This window comes from Nocardia donostiensis (assembly GCF_002081715.1).
Classification (GTDB): domain Bacteria; phylum Actinomycetota; class Actinomycetes; order Mycobacteriales; family Mycobacteriaceae; genus Nocardia; species Nocardia donostiensis.
On record NZ_MUKP01000003.1, the window covers coordinates 107972 to 126927 of the forward strand.

Below are 18956 nucleotides of genomic sequence, written 5' to 3' on the forward strand. Positions count from 1 at the left end.
ATCGGGTCGTGATCACGATCGACACCAGCTACACCGGCCATGTCACGCCCACCTCCGACCCGCAGCGCCGCGACGTCCCCGGCGCCCGCCTGACCAAAATGTCGGTCGGCCCCATGAACAACAACGTCTACCTCGTCGAATGCACCGCCACCTGCGACGCCCTCCTCATCGACGCCGCCAACGAACCCGCCCGCATCCTCGACCTCATCGCCCAGGAAACCCCTGGTCGCATCCGCCTGATCGTCACTACTCACCGCCACCCCGACCACTGGCAGGCCCTCATCGACGTCGCCGCCGCCACCAACGCCCCCACCGCCGCTCACCCTCTCGACGCCGACCCCCTCCCCGTCACCCCCACCCGCATCCTCACCGACGGTGACACCATCACCCTCGGCAACCTCACCCTCGACATCATCCACCTGACCGGCCACACCCCCGGCTCCGTCGCCCTCGCCCTCACCGACGGCTCCGACCGCACCCACCTGTTCACCGGCGACTCCCTTTTCCCGGGCGGAGTAGGGAAGACGACGAACCCGGCAGACTTCGACAGTCTCTACACCGACGTCACCACCAAACTGTTCGACCGATACCCCGACGAGACCGTCGTCTATCCCGGCCACGGCGACGACACCACCCTCGGAGCCGAACGCCCACACCTCGGCGAGTGGCGCGAGCGCGGGTGGTGACCTGCCACTACGTCAGATCCACCCTGACCTTGACGGCATTCGGTCGGTATTTGGCCGATTCGTCCAAGACCCCTTCGACGCTGCTGTTGAGGTTGTAGGTGAGCGTGATTTCGTTGCCCCTTCTCAAGTCGGGTTGTTCGTGCGCGTTGTAGACGACGGTTTCGGCGTCGCCGTAGAAACCGAAAGGACCCGACTCCGTCGTGCGATACAACAGCGTCGGTGAGGTGAATGGTCCGGTGGGCGAATCCGAGAGATAACCCATGATGTCCGGGCTGTACGGCTGGCTGGTGTCCTGGGTGACCAGCAGAAAATGCTCATCGTTCAACCTGGCCACGCTGTATTCGTTGGCCACCCCGGACATGATCGGCGCCGAATCGGTTTCTCGTGGCGACCAGCCGCCCGCGCCGTCGGCGAACTCCCACGGTTGCCGTAGATCATCGCCGCTCACTCGGGCGATATGCATCTGTTTGTCCAGGCCATGGTCCATGACCCCATAGACATAGGTCTGATTGTCCCGCTGATCGAACTCCACCCAGGATGCCCAGTGCACACCCGATTCGGAAGGCATCGGAGTGGCATCCAGGCGGGTCAGGTCCCGGGCGTCGAAGCGTACGAGCACGTTCTCCTGTAGCTCCAATTCGCCATTCCCACCGGGAGTCAGCGCGGCCTGCAGGCGAGCGGCGTCGAAATCACCGCCATCATCGACTACGCGCGAATCGCCGGTGAATCTCAGGAACATGACGTCGAGAGTGTTGCGGCTGGTGACGTGTGAACCACCGAGCCAGTAGAACTGGCCGTCGTGGGGTGGCATCACTGCCCTTCTCTGATCGTCGGGCGTCCTGCTGAGAACAGTTTCCATTCGGCCGTCCGTTCCGACGACGACGAAGCTGTTACTGATGAAAGGAGTGTTCCGTGCACGGGAGCCATCCGCCCGCACGCTTCCCAGGAAGGTATCGGAGAACATGATCACATGGCGTCCGTCCGGCAAACGCCGCATGTAGGTACTGTCCCCGCCGGTCCAGCCGTCGTCGTCGGTGTAGGCGTATTTGGACAGCAGTGTATTGAGGTCGTGATGCGGGGTCGCCGAAACAACCTGGAGTCGTGAGCCGGTATTCCGCCGAGGCGAAATACCGGGGCCGATTCCGCTCTGCCCGGCGATCAACAATCCGCCCTGGTTATCCACATCCCGGGCGCGACCGCCGACGCCCCGGAGGGTGTATGCGGTGGTGTCGTACTCGGATTTGAAAACCGCCGCGGCATCCCTGACAGGCGGCAGAGTTTTCTGTATTACTCTGTGCCACAGTATATCCCACCTGTCCACCGGCAGATATTCTCATATATCTGTACGGATGCGGGCGAAAGCGACGGATTGCCGCCCTTCGAACAGCCGGCTCTACCCGGGCGCAACGGTTACCGGGTCTCGATAGTCCGCACCACGGGCGCGTTCGGCGCCGATATGCCTTTGCTGGCCGCTACAGAGAAAGTGGGTCCCGATGTCTCCAGATTCGTGGGGCGTAGATCACCTCGCCGATAACGATTCGATCGAGAACTGCCCATGCCCGGGTAGACCGCTGGCGACTCGCGTACCGGCCCATGCGGCCCGCCGAGTGCATTCGCTGGCGTCTACCCGGGCGCGACCTGCACTGATGCGGTAGCCGAAGGGTTCAGGGGGGCCGGGCAATGTCCCCCCTTCTACCCGGCGAGCGCTATCGGAATCCCCAGCTCGCACCTGGCAGACTTAGAGCGTGAATTCGGCATCCCTGCGCACACGCTCTGGCTCGGTCGCAGATTCCGGGGCATCGCCCAGCGCGGGCGCCGGGTTTCTGCGCTGGGGCAGGCGGCTGGTGGTGGGGGCCGTGTTGATGGGGCTCGTGCTGGTCGGGGGGACGGCGGTGCGGGTGTGGCAGGTGGCGCGGATCGAGGATTACACGCCTGCGGACGCGATTGTGGTGTTGGGGGCAGCACAGTATTCGGGGGAACCGTCGTCGGTGTTCGCGGCTCGGTTGTATCAGGCGCGCAAACTGTACGAGGCGGGGGTTGCGCCGCGAGTGATCACAGTGGGCGGGAAGCAGGAGGGGGACCTGTATACCGAGGCTGCGTCGGGGAAGAACTATCTGATCGAGCACGGTGTGCCCGCGGAACGGATTCTGGCGGTGGAAACCGGATCGGACACATTGCGCAGTGTGGAGGCGGTCGCGACCGCGATGCAGGCCCGGAATATGTCGTCGGCGGTGCTGGTGAGCGACCCGTGGCATTCCCTGCGCACCCGAACCATGGCCCGGGACGCGGGTTTGGAAGCCTGGACCGCGCCCACCCGGACCGGTCCAGCGGTCTACACCCGAGAGTCGCAGGCGCATGGCATCGCCCGGGAAACGGCGGCGCTGCTGTGGTATCAACTCACCCATTTCTCAGCGGATTTCCCTTATGAAGCGGGGCAGTGATATGCCCCCCGGCGATATGCCCCCCGTTTACACCGACCACGACCGGGAACGCCTCGTGGCCGAAGCCCCGAAAACCGCGGCGCTGGCCCCGCCGGGTGACGGCAACGGGCATCGCAGCGATTTCTCCCGCGACCGCGCCCGCGTCCTGCATTCGGCGGCGCTGCGCAGGCTCGCCGACAAAACCCAGGTCATGGGCCCGCGCGACGGTGACACCCCGCGCACCAGGCTCACCCATTCGATCGAGGTCGCCCAGATCGGCCGCGGTATCGCCGACGGCCTCGGCTGTGACCCCGACCTGACCGACCTGGCGGGATTGGCGCACGATATCGGCCACCCGCCCTACGGCCACAACGGTGAGAAGGCGCTCGACATATTCGCCGACCGGTTCGGCGGTTTCGAAGGCAACGCCCAGAACCTGCGCATCCTGACCCGCCTGGAACCGAAGGTGATCGACGCCGACGGCAGCAGCGCCGGCCTCAACCTGAGTCGCGCCGCACTCGACGCCGCGATCAAATACCCGTGGCAGCGCACCGGCCCCGGCACCAAGTTCGGGGCCTACGATATCGACGCCGACCGCCTGGCCTGGGTGCGTAAGGGTGCGCCGCCGCGCAGGCAGAGCCTCGAATGCCAGGTGATGGACTGGTCCGATGACGTCGCCTACTCGGTGCACGACGTCGAAGACGGCGTGATCGCCGGACGGATCGACCTGCGGGCGCTCGCCGATCCGGTGGAGCAGGTTGCGCTGGCCGAAATGGGGCACGTCCAGCATCGATCCCTGTCGATAGACGAGCTGGCTGCGGCTGCGCAACGGTTGTCGGAACTGCCGGTGGTGGCCGATGTGTTCCACTACGACGGCACCCTGGCCAGTTCGGTCGCGTTGAAACGGCTCACCAGCGAACTGGTCGGCCGCTTCGCCAACGCCGCCGTCGCCGCCACCCGGGAAGCAGCGGCAGGGGCCGCGCTCACCCGTTACGCCGCCGACCTGGTGGTCCCGCCGGTCGCGGCCGCCGAGGTCGCCATCCTGAAAACGGTCGCGCTGCGCTACGTGATGTCCGACCCGGACCACAAACTCCGCCAAGCCGCGCAACGCGAACGCCTCACTGCCGTCGCCGAACACCTCCTGGCCACCGCACCCACCGGACTCGACCCGCTGCTACTGCCCTGGTGGGACGCCGCCGCCGACGACACCGCCCACGTCCGCGTGATCGTCGACCAGATCGCCTCCTACACCGAAAGCCGCCTGGAACGCATCGCGGCGACCCTGCCCGGCCGGTAGGCGTGATCCTGCTCGGCCGGTCGGCGCCCTTCCGGTGAGTCGCCGTGATCCTGCCCGGCTTGTCGGAGCGGCGCTGGCCTAGACTCGCTACCGTGCCCGGACGAATCCCTGATCGCGATATCGCAGCGATCCGTGAGCGCGTCCGGATCGAGGATGTGGTGGGTGAGTACGTCGCGCTGAAACGCGCGGGCGCCGACTCGATGAAGGGCCTGTGCCCGTTCCACGACGAGAAATCCCCGTCGTTCCATGTGCGCCCCAACCACGGTCTCTTCCACTGTTTCGGCTGCGGTGAGGGCGGCGACGTCTACGCGTTTCTGCAGAAAATCGAGCACATCGGTTTCGTGGAATCGGTGGAACAGCTCGCCGACCGTGTCGGCTACCGCATCAACTATGAAGGCGGCGGTACGTCGGTGCAGCGCGACCGCGGCACCCGCGCCCGCCTGGTCGCCGCGAACGCCGCCGCGCACGAGTTCTATATGGCCCGGCTCCGCGAACCCGATGCCGCCGCGGCCCGTCAGTACCTCACCGACCGTAATTTCGACGCCGCGGCCGCCGCCCAGTTCGGCTGCGGCTACGCCCCCGACGGCTGGGACACGCTCACAAAACACCTGTTGCGTAAGGGTTTCGAGTTCAAGGAGCTCGAAGCGGCGGGGCTGTCCAGGCAGGGTAGGCGCGGACCGATCGACCGGTTCCATCGGCGGCTGCTGTGGCCGATCCGCAACCTCGGCGGCGACGTGATCGGGTTCGGTGCGCGCAAACTGTTCGACGACGACACCATGCCGGGTAAATACATCAACACCCCGGAAACCGTGCTGTACAAGAAATCTCAGGTGCTGTTCGGTCTCGACCACGCCAAACGCGAGATCGCCAAAGGGCATCAGGCCGTGGTCGTCGAGGGCTACACCGATGTGATGGCAATGCATTTGGCCGGGGTGAAAACCGCGGTCGCGTCCTGCGGCACCGCATTCGGTGACGAACATTTGGCGATCCTGCGCCGCCTGCTGATGGACGACAATTTCTGGCGCGGGGAAATCATCTTCACCTTCGACGGCGACGCCGCAGGCCAGGCCGCTGCGCTGAAAGCGTTCCTCGGCGACCAAAAGGTGGCAGGCCAAACCTACGTGGTGGTGACCCCCGATGGTCAGGACCCGTGCGAACTGCGTCAGAACGCCGGTGACGCCGCCCTGCGCGACCTGGTTGCCCGCCGCCAGCCGCTGTTCGATTTCGCGCTCCGCAGCGAGATCGAGAAACGCAAAGACAGCCGCACCAACGACCTGACCCGCGACGGCCAGGTGGAGGTGCTGCGCTGGGGTGTGCCGGTCGTCGCGCAGATCAAGGACCACGGCCTGCGCAAGCGTTACGCCACCCAGCTCGCCGAATGGACCGGTTGGCTCGACCACCAGACCGTGTACCGGCGCGTCGACGAGGAAGCCAGACGTTTGCGCGGCGCACCGCCCGCGAACAACGGACGCGGCGCGACCCGAGCGAAGAGCGGCACTCCCGTCACCCAGCACCCCACCGCCCGCCCGGCCCCCAACGACCCGGCCCTGCTGTCCCAACGGCAGGCGCTGGCAGCCGGTCTGCAATACCCGTCCATCGCGGGCCCGTCCTTCGACGCGCTCGAAGCAGACGCCTTCACCCATCCCGCCTACGTCACCGTCCGCACTCTGATCGGCGAAGTCGGCGGTGTCGCTTCCGGCCGCACCGGCGCCGACTGGGTGGGCGCCGTCAGCGACCGCACCGACGACCTCACCGTCCGCGCCCTCATCTCCGAACTCGCCAGCGAACCGCTGCCCGTTAAAACCGCTGATGACATCCCCCGGTTCATCACCGGTGTGCTGGCCCGCGTGCAGGAAACCCTTGTGGGACGGCAGATCGCGGAACTCAAATCGAAACTGCACCGGGTGTCGTCTACCGAACAGTCCGAGGCATACCTGGCGCTGTTCGGTGACCTGGTGGCATTGGAGCAGTACCGTAAGAGCCTGCTCGAGCAGGCCATGGGCAACCACGGGGATTTCGCGGCCAGCGGTTGACCGGTGACCGCCGCCCCTGCTCATCTGGTGAACAGAGCAGGGCGCGACGGCGCGGTACCGCGGTCAGCGACGCAACTGATCGTGCGGAACCATGATCGTGGTCCGCTCGTCGATCGGCTCCATCGGCTCGAGCTGCGGTCGGGTACTGAGCTTGTCCGACAGCCTCTGCCGCCCGAACAGGACGAGCTTGCGCGTCACCGGGCTCGCTGTGACCGCACGAGTGACCGCGCTGATCTGCTCATAGCGCGCCCGCCCGGCCTTGCTACCCAGCACATAGCCGGCAGCAATGCCGATGATCAACCGCAGCATCTCGTCGAGCTCCTCCCAGTCGTCCGCGTGCGCTCTACATCCTGCCCGACCCCCGCCACCCATGTCGATTCGCACGCGCCGGACAGCCCCCGCTCAACCCCACCCGCACCCCGCTGACGACACGATTTGGGCGGCCGCCCGACCATACGCTAGAGTTTCTCCTCGGTCAGTCCGAAACGGGCAGGCCGAGGTCGATCCCCTATAGCTCAATTGGCAGAGCAGCCGACTGTTAATCGGCAGGTTACTGGTTCGAGTCCAGTTGGGGGAGCAGGAAATAGCCCCTGACCAGTGGTTTCATATAGACGGTCGGGGCCGAATTCGTACCAGAATCCGCCGAACGGTGGATAAATGGCTGTAAACCTGCGCCACGTCTGTCTGTCGAACTCCACGAACAGCCGGGGCATCGCGCTGTGCCGCAGCAGTGCCATGTCGTCGATGCTGTCCGCGCCCGCGGCCATGTCCGCGCCAGCGCGTCACCTTCAGACCGCCGGTCGCGACTGTGTCCGTCGATACCGGCAGGTGTGCGTCGGCCACATGGCGCAAGTCCGCTTTCTCGGCCGGCTTCAGCGCGGGGATGATTCCAGCGGCAGCAACCAGGTTCGGATCGTCAAAGGTTGCGCCGGCAACCTGACAGTCTCCAGCATGACTGTGCAGGAACATCTTTCAATTGCAGGGAAGTGAGCTGGATCAACGGAGCAACGGGTGGGCGTTGCGGTCATCGCGTTCACGCTGGTTGACACGTAGGATTTTTCCTACGTATTGTGTTGGCATGTCAATCTCACAGATCCGAACGATCACCGCCTTTGTCGACGACCAGGACCGCGCGAAAGACTTCTACGTGGACGTCTTGGGATTTACCGTCCGGGCCGACCTGAAGATGGGCGATAATCGGTGGCTGGAAGTCGCTCCCACGGCCGCTGGGACGGCTATCGTGTTGCACCGACCGTTCCCCGGTGCAACGGCTGGCACGCTGGGTGGTGTGATCCTCGACAGTGCGGACCTCGACGCGGACACGAAGAAGCTGCGCGAGGCCGGGGTGGCGGTCGACGGCCCCAACGACATGCCCTGGGGCAGGCAGGCCACATTCACCGATCCGGACGGCAACAGCTTCGTCCTCTCGGCTCCATCACACCAATGAGCCCGCTGATCCAAGCGCATGGGCTGGTCAAGCGTTTCGGCACTACCGTCGCGCTCGACGGGATCGACCTGACCGCCCGGAGCGGTGAAATTCTCGCCGTACTCGGACGCAACGGGGCGGGCAAGACAACCTTCGTCCGGCTACTTGCCACCTTGTTGCGCCCGGATGGCGGCACGGTCGAGGTTCTCGGCAAAGACACGGTCACCGAGTCGCTGCCGGTGCGGCGCCTGATCGGGTTGGCGGGCCAAAATGCCACCGTTGAGCCGTTGATGACCGGCGTAGAGAATCTCACCATGATCGGCGCCATGTACGGGCTCTCCCGCCGTGACGCACGCACGGCAGCGTACGCGGTGCTCGATCGCCTGAGGCTGGCCGACCGAGCGCACGATCGGGTCGCCAGCTATTCAGGTGGCATGCGCCGGCGGCTGGACCTGGGCGCGAGCCTGGTCGGGCGGCCTCGGATCCTGCTACTCGACGAGCCAACCACCGGGCTGGACCCCGCGAGTCGCCACGCCCTGTGGGACTTGGTCAAGGATCTGGTGGCCGATGGGACGGACATCATCGTGACGACGCAGTACCTCGAGGAGGCCGACGCGCTCGCCGACCGTGTGGTGATCTTCGATCACGGCCGGATCATCGCCGATGGCTCACCCGAGCACCTCAAGGCTTCCCACGGTGAAGACATCGTCCAGGTGCGCACTCGCGGCCCGGAGGGCCTGGCCGTGATCGAGAAGACGATAGCGCGAATCCAGCGAACCGGTATCGACGTCGACCGGCTCGCCTGCTCGATGAGCTGGCAGTCACCGGCCGGCGGCCAAGACGCAGCGCGGTGCTTCACCGAGGCCGCCGCCGGCGATTTCACTATCGAGGAAATCACCGTCCGTCAGCCGACCCTGGAGGAAGCGTTCCTGTCGCTGACCGAATCCGGACCGTCCCCGGCCAGCGTGCTGAGCAAGGAGGCCGCGCGATGACCACCCTGGCCGCCACGAGCGCGCCCCCGTCGACCACAAGGCCCGCAACACACCTGGTGGGGTGTTCGCTCGCAGCAGCGCGGCGGGTCGTGCTCGTCACACTGCGCAACCCGTCGCTGATCGTGATGTCGGTTGTGCAGAGCGTGGTGTTCCTGCTGATCTTCCGCTACGTGTTCGGCGGTGCCATCACGCCCGGAACACTGTCGTACGTCAACTTCATGGTTCCGGGCCTATTGACCGTCACGGTGTTATTCGCGGTCATGGGTGTCGGCACGGCCGTCGCCGGCGAAGTGCACGCGGGGGTCATCGACCGATTCCGGTCACTTCCTATGCCGTCAGCGGTCGTGCTCTATGGACGTGCCGCCGGTGAACACCTGATGACCACATCGACTCTGCTGGTGACCACAGCCGTCGCGTTCGCTGTCGGCTTCCGCGTCCACAACGGGTGGGGCATTGTCGGACTGCTCGGGCTGTGCATGCTGGCCGCAGTCGCCTTCACGTGGGTGTTCATCGCGGTGGGACTTGCTGCCGGCAACGTGCAGGCCGCGCAGGGCGCAGGCTTCCTCGTACTGCCGTTGTCGTTCGTTTCCAGCGCGTATGTGCCCGTCACCTCGATGCCGGGCTGGCTGCAGACGTTCGCAATGCATCAGCCGGTGACCGTCCTCGCCGAGGCCAACCGCTACCTCACGCAAGGTGACGACGCGCTGGCCGGGCTCGAACACACAGGCGGCTACTACGTGATCGTCGCCGTTGCGTGGTGTGTCGGTATCCTCGCGGTCGCCCAGGCAGCGGCGCTTGCTCTGTTTCGGCGACGCTAGAAAGCACTCGACAGAAGAGGATCGTCATGCCCCAGCGCGCGAAGGCCACCGCGACTGATCGCGTGTTCGGGGCGCTGGCGAACCCCACCCGACGCGACATCCTGGCGCTGTTGCTGGAGGGCAGCCAGCCGGTGCAGGCAATAGCCGACCACTTCGACATGGCCCGTCCGAGCGTCTCCGAGCATCTGAAGGTGCTGCGCGACTGCGGGCTGGTCAGCGAAGAAAAACACGGACGGCACCGCTACTACCGCATCAACCCCGACCCACTGCACGATCTGCAGAGCTGGCTCAGCCCATATGAACGGTACTGGCGCCAGCACCTGACGAAACTGGGCGAGATGCTCGACACCATGAGCGACGATGAAGAAGGCGGCGAAGATGCATGACGAGACGACGGGCGACAACGATCTGACGTCGATCGTGATCGACCAGTTCTATCCACACCCGCCTGAGAAGGTCTGGCGGGCGCTGACCACCCCGAATCTGATGGCGCAGTGGATCATGGAACCAGTCGGATTCGCGCCGGTCAAAGGGCAGCACTTCACGTTCAAAGCGACCCCGATCCCCGCCACCCGGTTCTCCGGCGACATCGCCTGCGAGGTCCTCGATATCTCCGAGCAACAACGTCTTCGAATCAGCTGGACAGATGCCAACGCCGCCAGCCCCTACGGCTGGACGGTCACCTGGGACCTACACCCCGAGGGAAAGGGCACTCGGGTGATCCTCACACACAGCGGCTTCGACCCGGACGACCCGGTCCAACAGCATGCACGCACACTCATGAGTGGCGGGTGGCCCACGGTCGTGCGCCGCCTCGACGCCGCACTCGAAACACTCCCATAGCTGCCCGTGCCGAGATCCGGGCCGACAGCCTTCGTCGTCGGGGATCATCGCGATGAGCTTGCGGAAGGAGTATGGGATCACGTCATCGGGTATCCCGAGAGCCTCGCGGCTACGCCGAACCGAGGACCTGGCTAGGGCGTTGAACCTGGCGATCGTGCGGCCATATCTGTAGGTCATTGCGGGGCCCCATCCGGCAATCAACTCCGGCCGCTCTGCTGGAATACTCTGGCGCACATGAGCGAAGAGACCTGGGCGGCCCTGAAGGCGACTCCTCTCGCGGAGTTGCGGCGTCGCGCTGCGATTGTCAGCGAACTGTTCGAGAGCGTGCCGAAGAGTGTGGACGGTGCCCAGCGGTACGGGTGGTACGACGGGAGCGGCCAGTCGACGGTCTGGTACTTCAGCACCGGCGACCGGGTCTTGTTGCTGACGTTTCATCACGAAGAAGCTCTCAACCTCTGCTACGACGACAGCAATTACGCACTGCAAGAACATTTTTACGACGGTGTGCCCGAAGACCTCGTCCGTTTGGTACGCAATCGTCCGGAGAATGGGGAGTCCCTGAACCTCACGGATCCGGAGACCGAGAACACGATCCATGCGGCAAGCGGCATCTTCTGGTACGACGGCTGCCGGTGGCACATCGCGGACGGAGTGGTCGACTGTTGCCGCAGCGAGGACTTGGTCTTCTTCGATGAGTGCGGGCTCGATACCTGTCTGCATGTGTATCAATTCGGCCAGGACTTCACACCCGAGGACATCATCAGGAACCGAGCCTGGTGGGGTTGGTACGCCGACGATTCCGCGGAACAAGCCGCGCTGGCCGATCTCCGGGAAATCGTCGCACGGCATCCATGACCCGCAGCCCGACCGCCAGCGGCGCGAGCATTGGACTCGACGTCCGGGACGAGCGAAAACACGATCCAGTTGGTAGTCCGGGTGCTCGTATGCGAGTCGGTAACCTCCCACCCAAGGTGCCCGGTTGGACCCGAATCTCCAGGGGGCGGCCGACTTCGACCTCGAGCTGATCGAGAGCCGGACGCTCGACGGCAACATCCAGGAGCTCATCTACCGGCCCACCCTGCATATCTGAGTCCGCCCATGCACCTGCCGAGCTCCTCCCAGTTTCCCGCGGACCAGCTGAAGCGGCGGTCGCTGACAGGGGTGCCTCTGGATCGCGGCGGTTATGAGAAAGGCTCCGCACGTCAACGGTGCGGAGCCTGCGACCCATGCGGATCAGATCAGGTGAACGTCCTGAGCCTGTGGGCCCTTCTGGCCCTGACTGATCTCGAACTCCACCCGCTGACCCTCATCGAGGGATTTGAAACCCGAACCGCCGATGGCCGAGTAATGCACGAAGACGTCGGGTCCGCCTCCGTCTCGGGCGATAAAGCCGAAGCCCTTCTCGCCGTTGAACCACTTCACACTGCCTTGAACCATGCTTTACTACTTCATTTCTGTAGGTGAGCCGTGCAGATCACGTTGATCAGCCCGGTCTCGGATACCACTATGTCACACGCACGAAAATCCATACGCCAAGGATGCGAAAACCGGCCTCGGCTCGAGACGCAACTTCGTCTTCTTTATCGACGGTGTGCGGTGTGACCTGCGAGCCTCGAGATCGTGCAGCGTTTTCCAGACCCAGCCGGCCAGCTGCTCAGAGCTCCGTTCAGCGGCGTTTGGCGTCGAAAGTTGACTCGATCTCGGATTTTTTGACAGCCTTGGCTTTCTTGTCCGCTCGTTTTTCTTTGAGAGTTTTTCCGGACTTCTTCGCAGAGGTACTGCGGGGAGATTTGTCGGACATGAACGTCCTTCGACTCGGGGGCCTGGGCGGCCCCATTGCCTCAACCGTACGCGACGCCGCCGTCTTCGGTGCGAAAAGGAACTTTTGTTCGGCCCTGGGCCGCCGGTAGTGGTGAGACCGGTTCAGCCCACAGTCCGACCGTGCAGGTGTGCGACGGTCTCCCGCAGCGCCTCGGCGGCCCGGGGCCGGCGCGCCCACCGATACTTCGTCGGGATCGGCCGCGCCCACGCGATGCAGCGCAATTACCGAGGTTAGTTGTACGCGCTCCTACGTGCTGAACACGTTGCGCCGCAGCATGTTCGGAACATGACCCACGTACGCGAATTGGTAGGGCACATGATGCGCCGAGCGCGGCGCGACCTCACCACCGGCGAACTCGGGCGGCTCGCTCAGTGGGTCGGTGCTGTGCCGACGTAGTAGAGCCATGCCGACGTAGCTTCCTGGCTCGGCGCCGTGCTCTGGGCCGATTCGGTCACGGCGGTGATCGCCCAGCCCGGCTGAGTGGGCGCCGCGGCGTCAACTGCAGCGCCGGTGCCACCGGCGAACCCGGGGTGGCGCGGTTGTTTATGCGCGTGGCTCGGTCTGTTGTTTCGGCTCCGGCCGGGGTGATGTGGCCCGGTTCACCTCAATGCGCAGTGCTTGTTCGGCTTCCGCGGCGGACAAGCTGCCGATCAGGACGCGCATGGTGAGGCCATCAGCAGTGGCTATCAGTGATCGCGCCGTGGTGCGGGGATCGCTGAGGCCGGGCGCGATCCTGCCGAGCAGCCGCGCTGCCTCGCTCTCTGCGCCGTCCTTGGCCTCGGTCAGCATGCGCGCCAGGATCGGATGGTTGGTGCCGGCGGCGACGTATTGGTAGAAGACTGACACGCCCGCGCTGGATGTCTCCGCGCGGGGGATGGGCTGCCCGATGAGTTGCCATAACTTTTCGCGGTCGTCAGCGCGTTCGGTGGCGGCGGCATGTAGCTGTGCGGCGCTTGTCAGCATCACTTCCAGGCTGGCTCGGAGGAGTTCGTCCTTGCTCGGGAACCAGTACTGGATTCGTCCCACCGAGACTCCTGCGGCTGCGGCTACGTTGCGCATCGACACCGCGCTCATCCCCTTCTCCGCGATCACCTGCCATACCGCCTGGATGATCGCGGTCTGGCGTTCGTCGGGAGCCGTGCTGCCCATATCGCCATACTAACCGAGGAAAATACGAGCGTATTGGCAGGCGTGTACGCTGGGCCCACCGATCAATACGACTGTATTTTCCTGGAGTGGACATGGGTAACAAGCCGAGCCGCCGCGTCCTGAAGGGCCTGGCTGCCCTGGTGGTGTTATGGCTGGTGGTCGACAAGGTCGCCTCGATACTTGCCTCTGAGTCGACGGTGGGGCACTGGCGCAGCCAGGAAGGGTTCGAGTCCTACCGGGCCGCTTACGACGAGGTGATGGCGACCCTGCCCGCGCCGACCCGCACTCACGACGTCGTCACCGAGTACGGCACCGTACGGGCGTACGAGTGGGCGGCTACTGGCGATGCACCAGATGCCGAGCTGCCGGTTGTACTGCTGCCCGGAATGCGTTCGGGCGCACCGATGTGGGCCGAAAACCTCACCCACTGGATCGGTCGACGCACGCTCTACGCCATGGATGCGATCGGTGACTCCGGGTTGTCGACTCAATCGGTGCCCTTTACCTCGTTCGAGGACCGGGCCACGTGGGTGGAACAGACGCTCGCGGGCCTCGGTCTCGAGCGCGTCCACATGGTGGGGCATTCCTTCGGTGGGGCTATTGCAGCCGGTCACGCGCTCGATTATCCCGGGCGGGTGGCCTCCTTGACCCTGCTCGAGCCGGTGATGGTGCTGCACGGTCTGCCGGTCTCGATGTATATGTGGTCGGCTCTGCTGATGCTGCCCGTGCCTCAGTCGTGGAAGGACTATGCCTTGGCAGAGATCGGAGGCGTCTCGACCGAGGAGGTACAGGAGCGCACTCCCATGTCGGTGATGGTCGACGAGGCGGGCAAACACTACAAAGCCCCCACCCTGACGCCCCGGACTTTCACCGACGAGGAGTGGAGATCGATGTCGATGCCGGTGCGAATCGACCTCGCCAGCGACAAGTCCTTGGCCGGCGGCGAGGAGGCTGCCAGCCGAGCTCGTGACCTGGGTAAGGATCCGGTCACTGTCTGGCCTCGAACCACCCATTCCCTGCCTATGCAGGCTGCCGAGCAGCTCGGCCTGGAGCTGGAACAGTACTGGGCTGCCCATGACCGGTGAGTCGCGTCATCGCCTCGGGCGGTGTGTGGCACGGCCGGTAGGTGCTCCGAACGAGCGTCCGAGCGGCGGCATCGGCGAGCTCCTGCGGTTCGCAGCGGAGCTCGACCTCCTGGTCTCAAAGCTAACCAATCGGTAATGATATCGAGCTATTGACTAGCTGGATGCGGGTAGCTAATACTTACCGGGAAGGAAACATATGGCTAGGCACCGTTAGGAGGAAGGCGCAATGTCGCGGGATCGACGGTACGCACCTGCGCCGCACGGTGACTACCGGTGGGTGCCTGGGAGGGCGATCCGTGATGAGCTCCTATGAGGAAGTTTTCCGAGCCAGTGTGCTGGACCGGGAAGGGTTCTGGCTACAAGCGGCAGAGGCGCTCGACTGGTACCGGGTTCCCACGAAAGCCCTCGACGATTCGGCCCCACCCTTCTATCGCTGGTTTCCCGACGGTGAGATCAACGTCGCGTACAACGCGCTGGACCGGCACGTGGACGCCGGCCGGGGGGACCAGCCCGCACTGATCTATGACTCCCCGGTCACCGACACCCGGCGGATCTACACCTACAGCCGATTGCGCGACGAGGTCGCTACGTTCGCCGGGGCACTGCGTGATCTCGGGGTGACTGCCGGGGATCGCGTGGTGATCTACATGCCGATGGTCCCCGAGGCTGCGATAGCCATGTTGGCCTGCGCGCGACTCGGCGCGGTGCATTCGGTGGTATTCGGCGGATTCGCAGCCAATGAGCTCGCCGTCCGCATCGACGACGCCGCGCCGACGGTTGTCGTGTCGGCCTCCTGTGGGATCGAGGGCACGCGGGTCATCGAGTACAAGCCGCTGCTGGACAGGGCGATCGAACTGTCGACGAACAAGCCGGAGAAGCGGATCATCCTGCAACGCCCGCAAGCAGAAGCGGCCCTCGGCCCACACGATGTGGATTGGGCCGAGGCGGTCGCGAAAGCTGTTCCCGCCGACCCGGTACCGGTGAAGTCCACCGATGCGTTGTATGTGCTGTACACCTCCGGCACCACAGGCAAGCCCAAGGGTGTGGTCCGCGATAGCGGTGGCTATGCGACCGCGTTGGCCTGGTCGATGCCCAACGTCTACGACGTCGGGCCAGGCCAGACGATCTTCACCGCGTCGGATGTCGGGTGGGTCGTCGGTCACTCCTACATCGTGTACGCGCCCCTGCTGGCCGGGGCGACCACGATCCTCTACGAGGGCAAGCCGGTCGGCACTCCCGACGCCGGACAGTTCTGGCGGGTCGCGTCCGAATACGGTGTGCGCACCATGTTCACCGCCCCGACGGCGTTCCGGGCGCTGAAGAAAGAGGACCCGAACGGCGAGTACGCCGGGCAGTACGACCTGTCCGAGCTGAAGTATCTGTTTCTCGCGGGCGAGCGTCTCGACCCGGAGACCTACCGTTGGGCCTCGGAGCTGCTACAGATCCCGGTGATCGACCACTGGTGGCAGACCGAGACCGGATGGCCCATCGTGGCCAACCCGGTCGGGATCGAGCTGCTGGAGATCAAACCCGGGTCGCCGACGCGGCCGCTCCCAGGCTGGGACATCCAGGTCCTCGACACCGACGGTACGCAGGTGCCTGCCGGTACGGACGGGGCGATCGTCGCGAAACTCCCGCTTCCGCCGGGCGCCTTCTCGACACTGTGGGGGGACGATGAACGGTTCGTGAGTTCGTACATGTCGGCCTTCGAAGGCTGTTACCTCACCGGTGACGGCGGCACGATCGACGAGGACGGGTATGTGTTCGTCATGGGCCGGACCGACGACGTCATCAATGTCGCCGGGCACCGCCTGTCCACCGGCGGTATGGAGGAAGTGCTGGCCGCGCACCCGGACGTGGCGGAGTGCGCGGTAATCGGCGTCGCCGACCAGCTGAAAGGCCAGATCCCGCGCGGGTTCGTGGTGCTCAAGGCCGGGGTGGACACCGCCGCGGAGGGTTACGAGGACACGCTGCGCGCCGAGCTGGTCCAGATGGTGCGCGACCAGGTCGGCGCGGTCGCCTCGCTCAAGGATGTCGCGATCGTGCCCGCCCTGCCCAAAACCCGCTCCGGGAAAATCCTGCGCAAGACCATGCGCGCCATCGCTGACGGCCTCGACGCGCCGGTGCCCTCCACCATCGACGACGCCTCGGTGCTCGACGCCCTTCGCCCCGTGCTCCATACACCGACGCCGGTCGACGTGCCGAGTGTTTCCAGCCATCGCAGCCGGGTTCGGTAACCACCGGTGTAGGGGTACATGTCTCGATCGCCCAGACCGATGCAGGTCAGCAATGATACGAGTACTGCGTCCCCGCGCCGACTGCTGGTTCCTATGCTGCGCAGAACTCGTTGCCCTCCGGGTCTTGCATGATCCACCAGTGCCCGGCGGGCCCTTTGTCGATCTCTTGGACGCGGGTTGCGCCCAGCTCTTCCAGCCGGGCCACGAGCCCGTCGAGGTCACCGGGTTCGCTGTGCACATCGATATGTAAGCGGTTCTTGCCCGACTTCTCCTCGGGGACGTCCTGGAAGAGCAGACGCCTCCCGCGACCGACGCCGCTGGTCTGGTCGAACGGGTCGTCGGGGTGGCGGATCGCAGCGTAGCCCCGGAAAGTTTTGCGACCGTGGTGCTCGGCGATTGCGTCCTCTCGAAGCTGGCCGGCGGCCAGTAGGTGCTCGATGAGAGCGGTGGGATCTTCCACCTCGTATTCCAGAGCCGCGGCCCAGAAATCGGCGAGAGCGGCGGCGTTTCGGCTGTCGATGACCAGTTTCCAGTTCAATGCCATGCCATTTCCTACCATCGGCAGCTGCCCGGCCGGTGGCCTGTCCTGGTCGGAAGGCTTACGGGCTTTCACCATGGTGTGCTGTTTGCGGGAGTAGTGATCTGGGCGAGGACGGGCGCGGCCGAGTGTGCCGGCCAGCTAAATGTGCAACGGAGGCGATTCGGGGAACTTGACCGGCAATGCCGCCAGCGAACGGTTGAACGGACCCGGCCGCCACTGCAGTTGATCGGCCGGGACTGCCAGTTCCATATCGGGGAGGGCGTCGAGCAGTTGGTCGATCGCGTCCTGGGCGACCAGGTAGGCCAGGTGCCGCGCCGGGCAGGTGTGCGGGCCGGTGCTCCACGCCAGATGGGAGCGGTTGTCGGCGAACTGGCCGGAATGGATCTCCGGATCGTTGTTGCAGGCCATGATGCTGATCAGCACTGGTTGGTGTGCGGGTAACCAGACGTTGTCGATGAGGATCGGCTGCCGCGGGTAGGTCATGCAGTAGTTCGCTATCGGTGGGTCGGTGTACAAGACCTCGTCCAGAGCGTCGCGGGTGGAGAGGCTGCCGTCGAGCACGTTCGCCGCGAACCGGTCGTCGGTCAACATCAGCAGCAGCGTGTTCGTCACCAGGTTCATCTGCGGTTCGATCCCGGCCCCGTACAGAGTGACCAGCTGATGAACCATTTCCTCGTCGGACAGTTCGGTTTCGTGTGCGATCAGCCGCGACGTGATGTCGTCGCCGGGTTCGTCGCGTTTTCGCCGGGTGTGTTCCAGCAGCGCGGTGGACATCAGTTCGTTGCCCTTGTCGGCGTCGACCCCGGAGAACAGTGCCGCCATACCGCTCGCGACCTTACTGCCGGTATCGGGATCGCAGCCCAGCATGGTGTTCAGTGCCTCGAAGCCGAGTGGGTATGCGTACTGGGCGAGCAGGTCGGCATGACCGTCGCCGCAAAAGGAGTTGATCAGCGGAATCGCGATCTGCTCGACCACCGCGTGCATTGCGTGCAGATCGATTCCGTTGATGGCCGCGCTGTTTGCCGTCCGGTAACGTCGGTGCTCCGCCCCGGCAGTGCGTAATGCGTTCGGCCGCCATTCCAGCATCGGTAGTACGGGGCAATCCGAGGGCACATCCTTTTGCCATATGCGTGGATCGGCGGGGAAATGCTCGGGGTCGTTGAGGATTCGCAGTGCCGTGCGATATCCGGTCACCAGAGTCGCTGGTATGCCAGGCGCGATCTCCACTGGAGCCATCGAGCCGAACTGTTCCCGCATGTCCCGGTAGAACCGGTGCGGGTCGGCGGCGAACTCCTCGGTGTAGATGGCGAAACGCGGACCATCGGCGCCGGCCGGGGAAGTATGCGCGACCGGGCAGCCGGGCGGTGACGGCTGCGAAAGTTCCGGCGACTGAAAGATGGCCACAGAACACTCCAGGTGATCGAACAGGCGAGTGATGAATATGTGACGAATGAGACTATCGGCTAACGGTCGGCAATGCTTGCGAACGATAGATCCAGTACAGGTGGAACGTGTTACAGTTTTCTAGGTTTGCGCGCTTCGGCGGGACCGGTCCGGAACGGGGATCGTGAAGGCCAATCGCATCTCCGGTTCCGGTGTCGAGCCTG

21 protein-coding genes, 1 tRNA gene and 1 pseudogene are annotated in these 18956 nt (G+C 64.9%); 15 read left to right on the top strand and 8 right to left on the bottom strand.

Annotated features, from left to right (window positions below):
* Positions 1–8 precede the first annotated feature (8 nt).
* Complete coding sequence (locus tag B0T44_RS03040) at positions 9–686, top strand: MBL fold metallo-hydrolase (RefSeq protein WP_077116502.1); 678 nt, start codon at positions 9–11, stop codon at positions 684–686.
* 7 nt (positions 687–693) lie between these two features.
* On the opposite strand, the gene B0T44_RS03045 is transcribed toward B0T44_RS03040, so the two are convergent.
* On the bottom strand, positions 694–1869 hold the full coding sequence (locus tag B0T44_RS03045) for a DUF5005 domain-containing protein (protein WP_139347778.1): 1176 nt from the start codon (positions 1867–1869) through the stop codon (positions 694–696).
* A gap of 562 nt (positions 1870–2431) precedes the next feature.
* Between B0T44_RS03045 and B0T44_RS03050 the strand changes: the two genes are divergently transcribed.
* The 3 genes from B0T44_RS03050 (at position 2432) to dnaG (ending at position 6436) form a co-directional block, all read left to right on the top strand.
* Positions 2432–3127 carry a YdcF family protein gene (locus B0T44_RS03050; RefSeq protein ID WP_077116504.1) on the top strand — a complete coding sequence of 232 codons (696 nt, stop codon included), beginning with the start codon at positions 2432–2434 and terminating at the stop codon, positions 3125–3127.
* Positions 3111–4403 carry a deoxyguanosinetriphosphate triphosphohydrolase gene (locus B0T44_RS03055; protein WP_254854185.1) on the top strand — a complete coding sequence of 431 codons (1293 nt, stop codon included), beginning with the start codon at positions 3111–3113 and terminating at the stop codon, positions 4401–4403. The genes B0T44_RS03050 and B0T44_RS03055 overlap by 17 nt, the downstream gene beginning before the upstream one ends.
* Positions 4404–4495: 92 nt before the next feature.
* The gene (gene dnaG / locus B0T44_RS03060; protein ID WP_077116506.1) at positions 4496–6436 is read left to right on the top strand and encodes a DNA primase; all 1941 of its coding nucleotides are present in this window, start codon (positions 4496–4498) and stop codon (positions 6434–6436) included.
* 63 nt (positions 6437–6499) lie between these two features.
* On the opposite strand, the gene B0T44_RS03065 is transcribed toward dnaG, so the two are convergent.
* Complete coding sequence (locus tag B0T44_RS03065) at positions 6500–6745, bottom strand: hypothetical protein (RefSeq protein WP_077116507.1); 246 nt, start codon at positions 6743–6745, stop codon at positions 6500–6502.
* A 195-nt stretch (positions 6746–6940) separates the two neighbouring features.
* Between B0T44_RS03065 and B0T44_RS03070 the strand changes: the two genes are divergently transcribed.
* From B0T44_RS03070 to B0T44_RS03110, 9 genes and pseudogenes are all read left to right on the top strand, one after another.
* Positions 6941–7013: transfer RNA gene (locus B0T44_RS03070), tRNA-Asn, on the top strand.
* Positions 7014–7093: 80 nt separating this feature from the next.
* A complete protein-coding gene (locus B0T44_RS03075) occupies positions 7094–7426 on the top strand; it encodes a hypothetical protein (RefSeq protein ID WP_077116508.1) in 333 nt (110 codons plus the stop codon).
* Between the two features lie 88 nt (positions 7427–7514).
* The gene (locus B0T44_RS03080) at positions 7515–7883 is read left to right on the top strand and encodes a glyoxalase superfamily protein (RefSeq protein WP_077116509.1); all 369 of its coding nucleotides are present in this window, start codon (positions 7515–7517) and stop codon (positions 7881–7883) included.
* A complete protein-coding gene (locus tag B0T44_RS03085; protein WP_077116510.1) occupies positions 7880–8854 on the top strand; it encodes an ABC transporter ATP-binding protein in 975 nt (324 codons plus the stop codon). Before B0T44_RS03080 ends, B0T44_RS03085 begins: the two co-directional genes overlap by 4 nt.
* Positions 8851–9672, top strand: coding sequence for an ABC transporter permease (locus B0T44_RS03090; RefSeq protein ID WP_077116511.1), 822 nt, complete (start codon positions 8851–8853; stop codon positions 9670–9672). Before B0T44_RS03085 ends, B0T44_RS03090 begins: the two co-directional genes overlap by 4 nt.
* Before the next feature lie 26 nt (positions 9673–9698).
* Complete coding sequence (locus B0T44_RS03095; protein WP_077116512.1) at positions 9699–10058, top strand: ArsR/SmtB family transcription factor; 360 nt, start codon at positions 9699–9701, stop codon at positions 10056–10058.
* On the top strand, positions 10033–10515 hold the full coding sequence (locus tag B0T44_RS03100) for an SRPBCC family protein (RefSeq protein ID WP_245839074.1): 483 nt from the start codon (positions 10033–10035) through the stop codon (positions 10513–10515). Before B0T44_RS03095 ends, B0T44_RS03100 begins: the two co-directional genes overlap by 26 nt.
* 234 nt (positions 10516–10749) lie before the next feature.
* Positions 10750–11370 (top strand): hypothetical protein, encoded by a 621-nt coding sequence (locus B0T44_RS03105; RefSeq protein WP_077116514.1) that lies wholly within the window; start codon positions 10750–10752, stop codon positions 11368–11370.
* Positions 11371–11497: 127 nt separating this feature from the next.
* Positions 11498–11605 (top strand): annotated as a pseudogene (locus tag B0T44_RS03110) (dihydrofolate reductase family protein); the annotation flags it as partial.
* A gap of 143 nt (positions 11606–11748) precedes the next feature.
* On the opposite strand, the gene B0T44_RS03115 reads toward B0T44_RS03110, so the two are convergent.
* The 4 genes from B0T44_RS03115 to B0T44_RS03120 all read right to left on the bottom strand — a co-directional run bounded on the left by B0T44_RS03115 (position 11749) and on the right by B0T44_RS03120 (position 13486).
* Positions 11749–11952, bottom strand: coding sequence for a cold-shock protein (locus B0T44_RS03115; RefSeq protein WP_077116515.1), 204 nt, complete (start codon positions 11950–11952; stop codon positions 11749–11751).
* A 229-nt stretch (positions 11953–12181) separates the two neighbouring features.
* Complete coding sequence (locus tag B0T44_RS27800) at positions 12182–12316, bottom strand: hypothetical protein (protein ID WP_254893652.1); 135 nt, start codon at positions 12314–12316, stop codon at positions 12182–12184.
* Between the two features lie 267 nt (positions 12317–12583).
* A complete protein-coding gene (locus tag B0T44_RS26925) occupies positions 12584–12742 on the bottom strand; it encodes a hypothetical protein (protein ID WP_175647998.1) in 159 nt (52 codons plus the stop codon).
* A 138-nt stretch (positions 12743–12880) separates the two neighbouring features.
* Positions 12881–13486: a TetR/AcrR family transcriptional regulator gene (locus B0T44_RS03120; RefSeq protein ID WP_077116516.1), complete on the bottom strand. Its 606-nt coding sequence runs from the start codon at positions 13484–13486 to the stop codon at positions 12881–12883.
* 92 nt (positions 13487–13578) lie between these two features.
* Here B0T44_RS03120 and B0T44_RS03125 point away from each other — a divergent pair, with 92 nt between their 5' ends.
* Together B0T44_RS03125 and B0T44_RS03130 are read left to right on the top strand one after the other, a co-directional pair.
* Positions 13579–14571, top strand: coding sequence for an alpha/beta hydrolase (locus tag B0T44_RS03125; RefSeq protein ID WP_077116517.1), 993 nt, complete (start codon positions 13579–13581; stop codon positions 14569–14571).
* 299 nt (positions 14572–14870) lie between these two features.
* Complete coding sequence (locus B0T44_RS03130; RefSeq protein WP_077116518.1) at positions 14871–16808, top strand: propionyl-CoA synthetase; 1938 nt, start codon at positions 14871–14873, stop codon at positions 16806–16808.
* Between the two features lie 91 nt (positions 16809–16899).
* Here the strand turns inward: B0T44_RS03130 and B0T44_RS03135 are convergent, their stop codons facing one another.
* Both B0T44_RS03135 and B0T44_RS03140 read right to left on the bottom strand, forming a co-directional pair.
* The gene (locus tag B0T44_RS03135) at positions 16900–17352 is read right to left on the bottom strand and encodes a VOC family protein (RefSeq protein ID WP_077116519.1); all 453 of its coding nucleotides are present in this window, start codon (positions 17350–17352) and stop codon (positions 16900–16902) included.
* Positions 17353–17487: 135 nt separating this feature from the next.
* On the bottom strand, positions 17488–18753 hold the full coding sequence (locus B0T44_RS03140; protein ID WP_245839075.1) for a cytochrome P450: 1266 nt from the start codon (positions 18751–18753) through the stop codon (positions 17488–17490).
* Between the last annotated feature and the right edge of the window lie 203 nt (positions 18754–18956).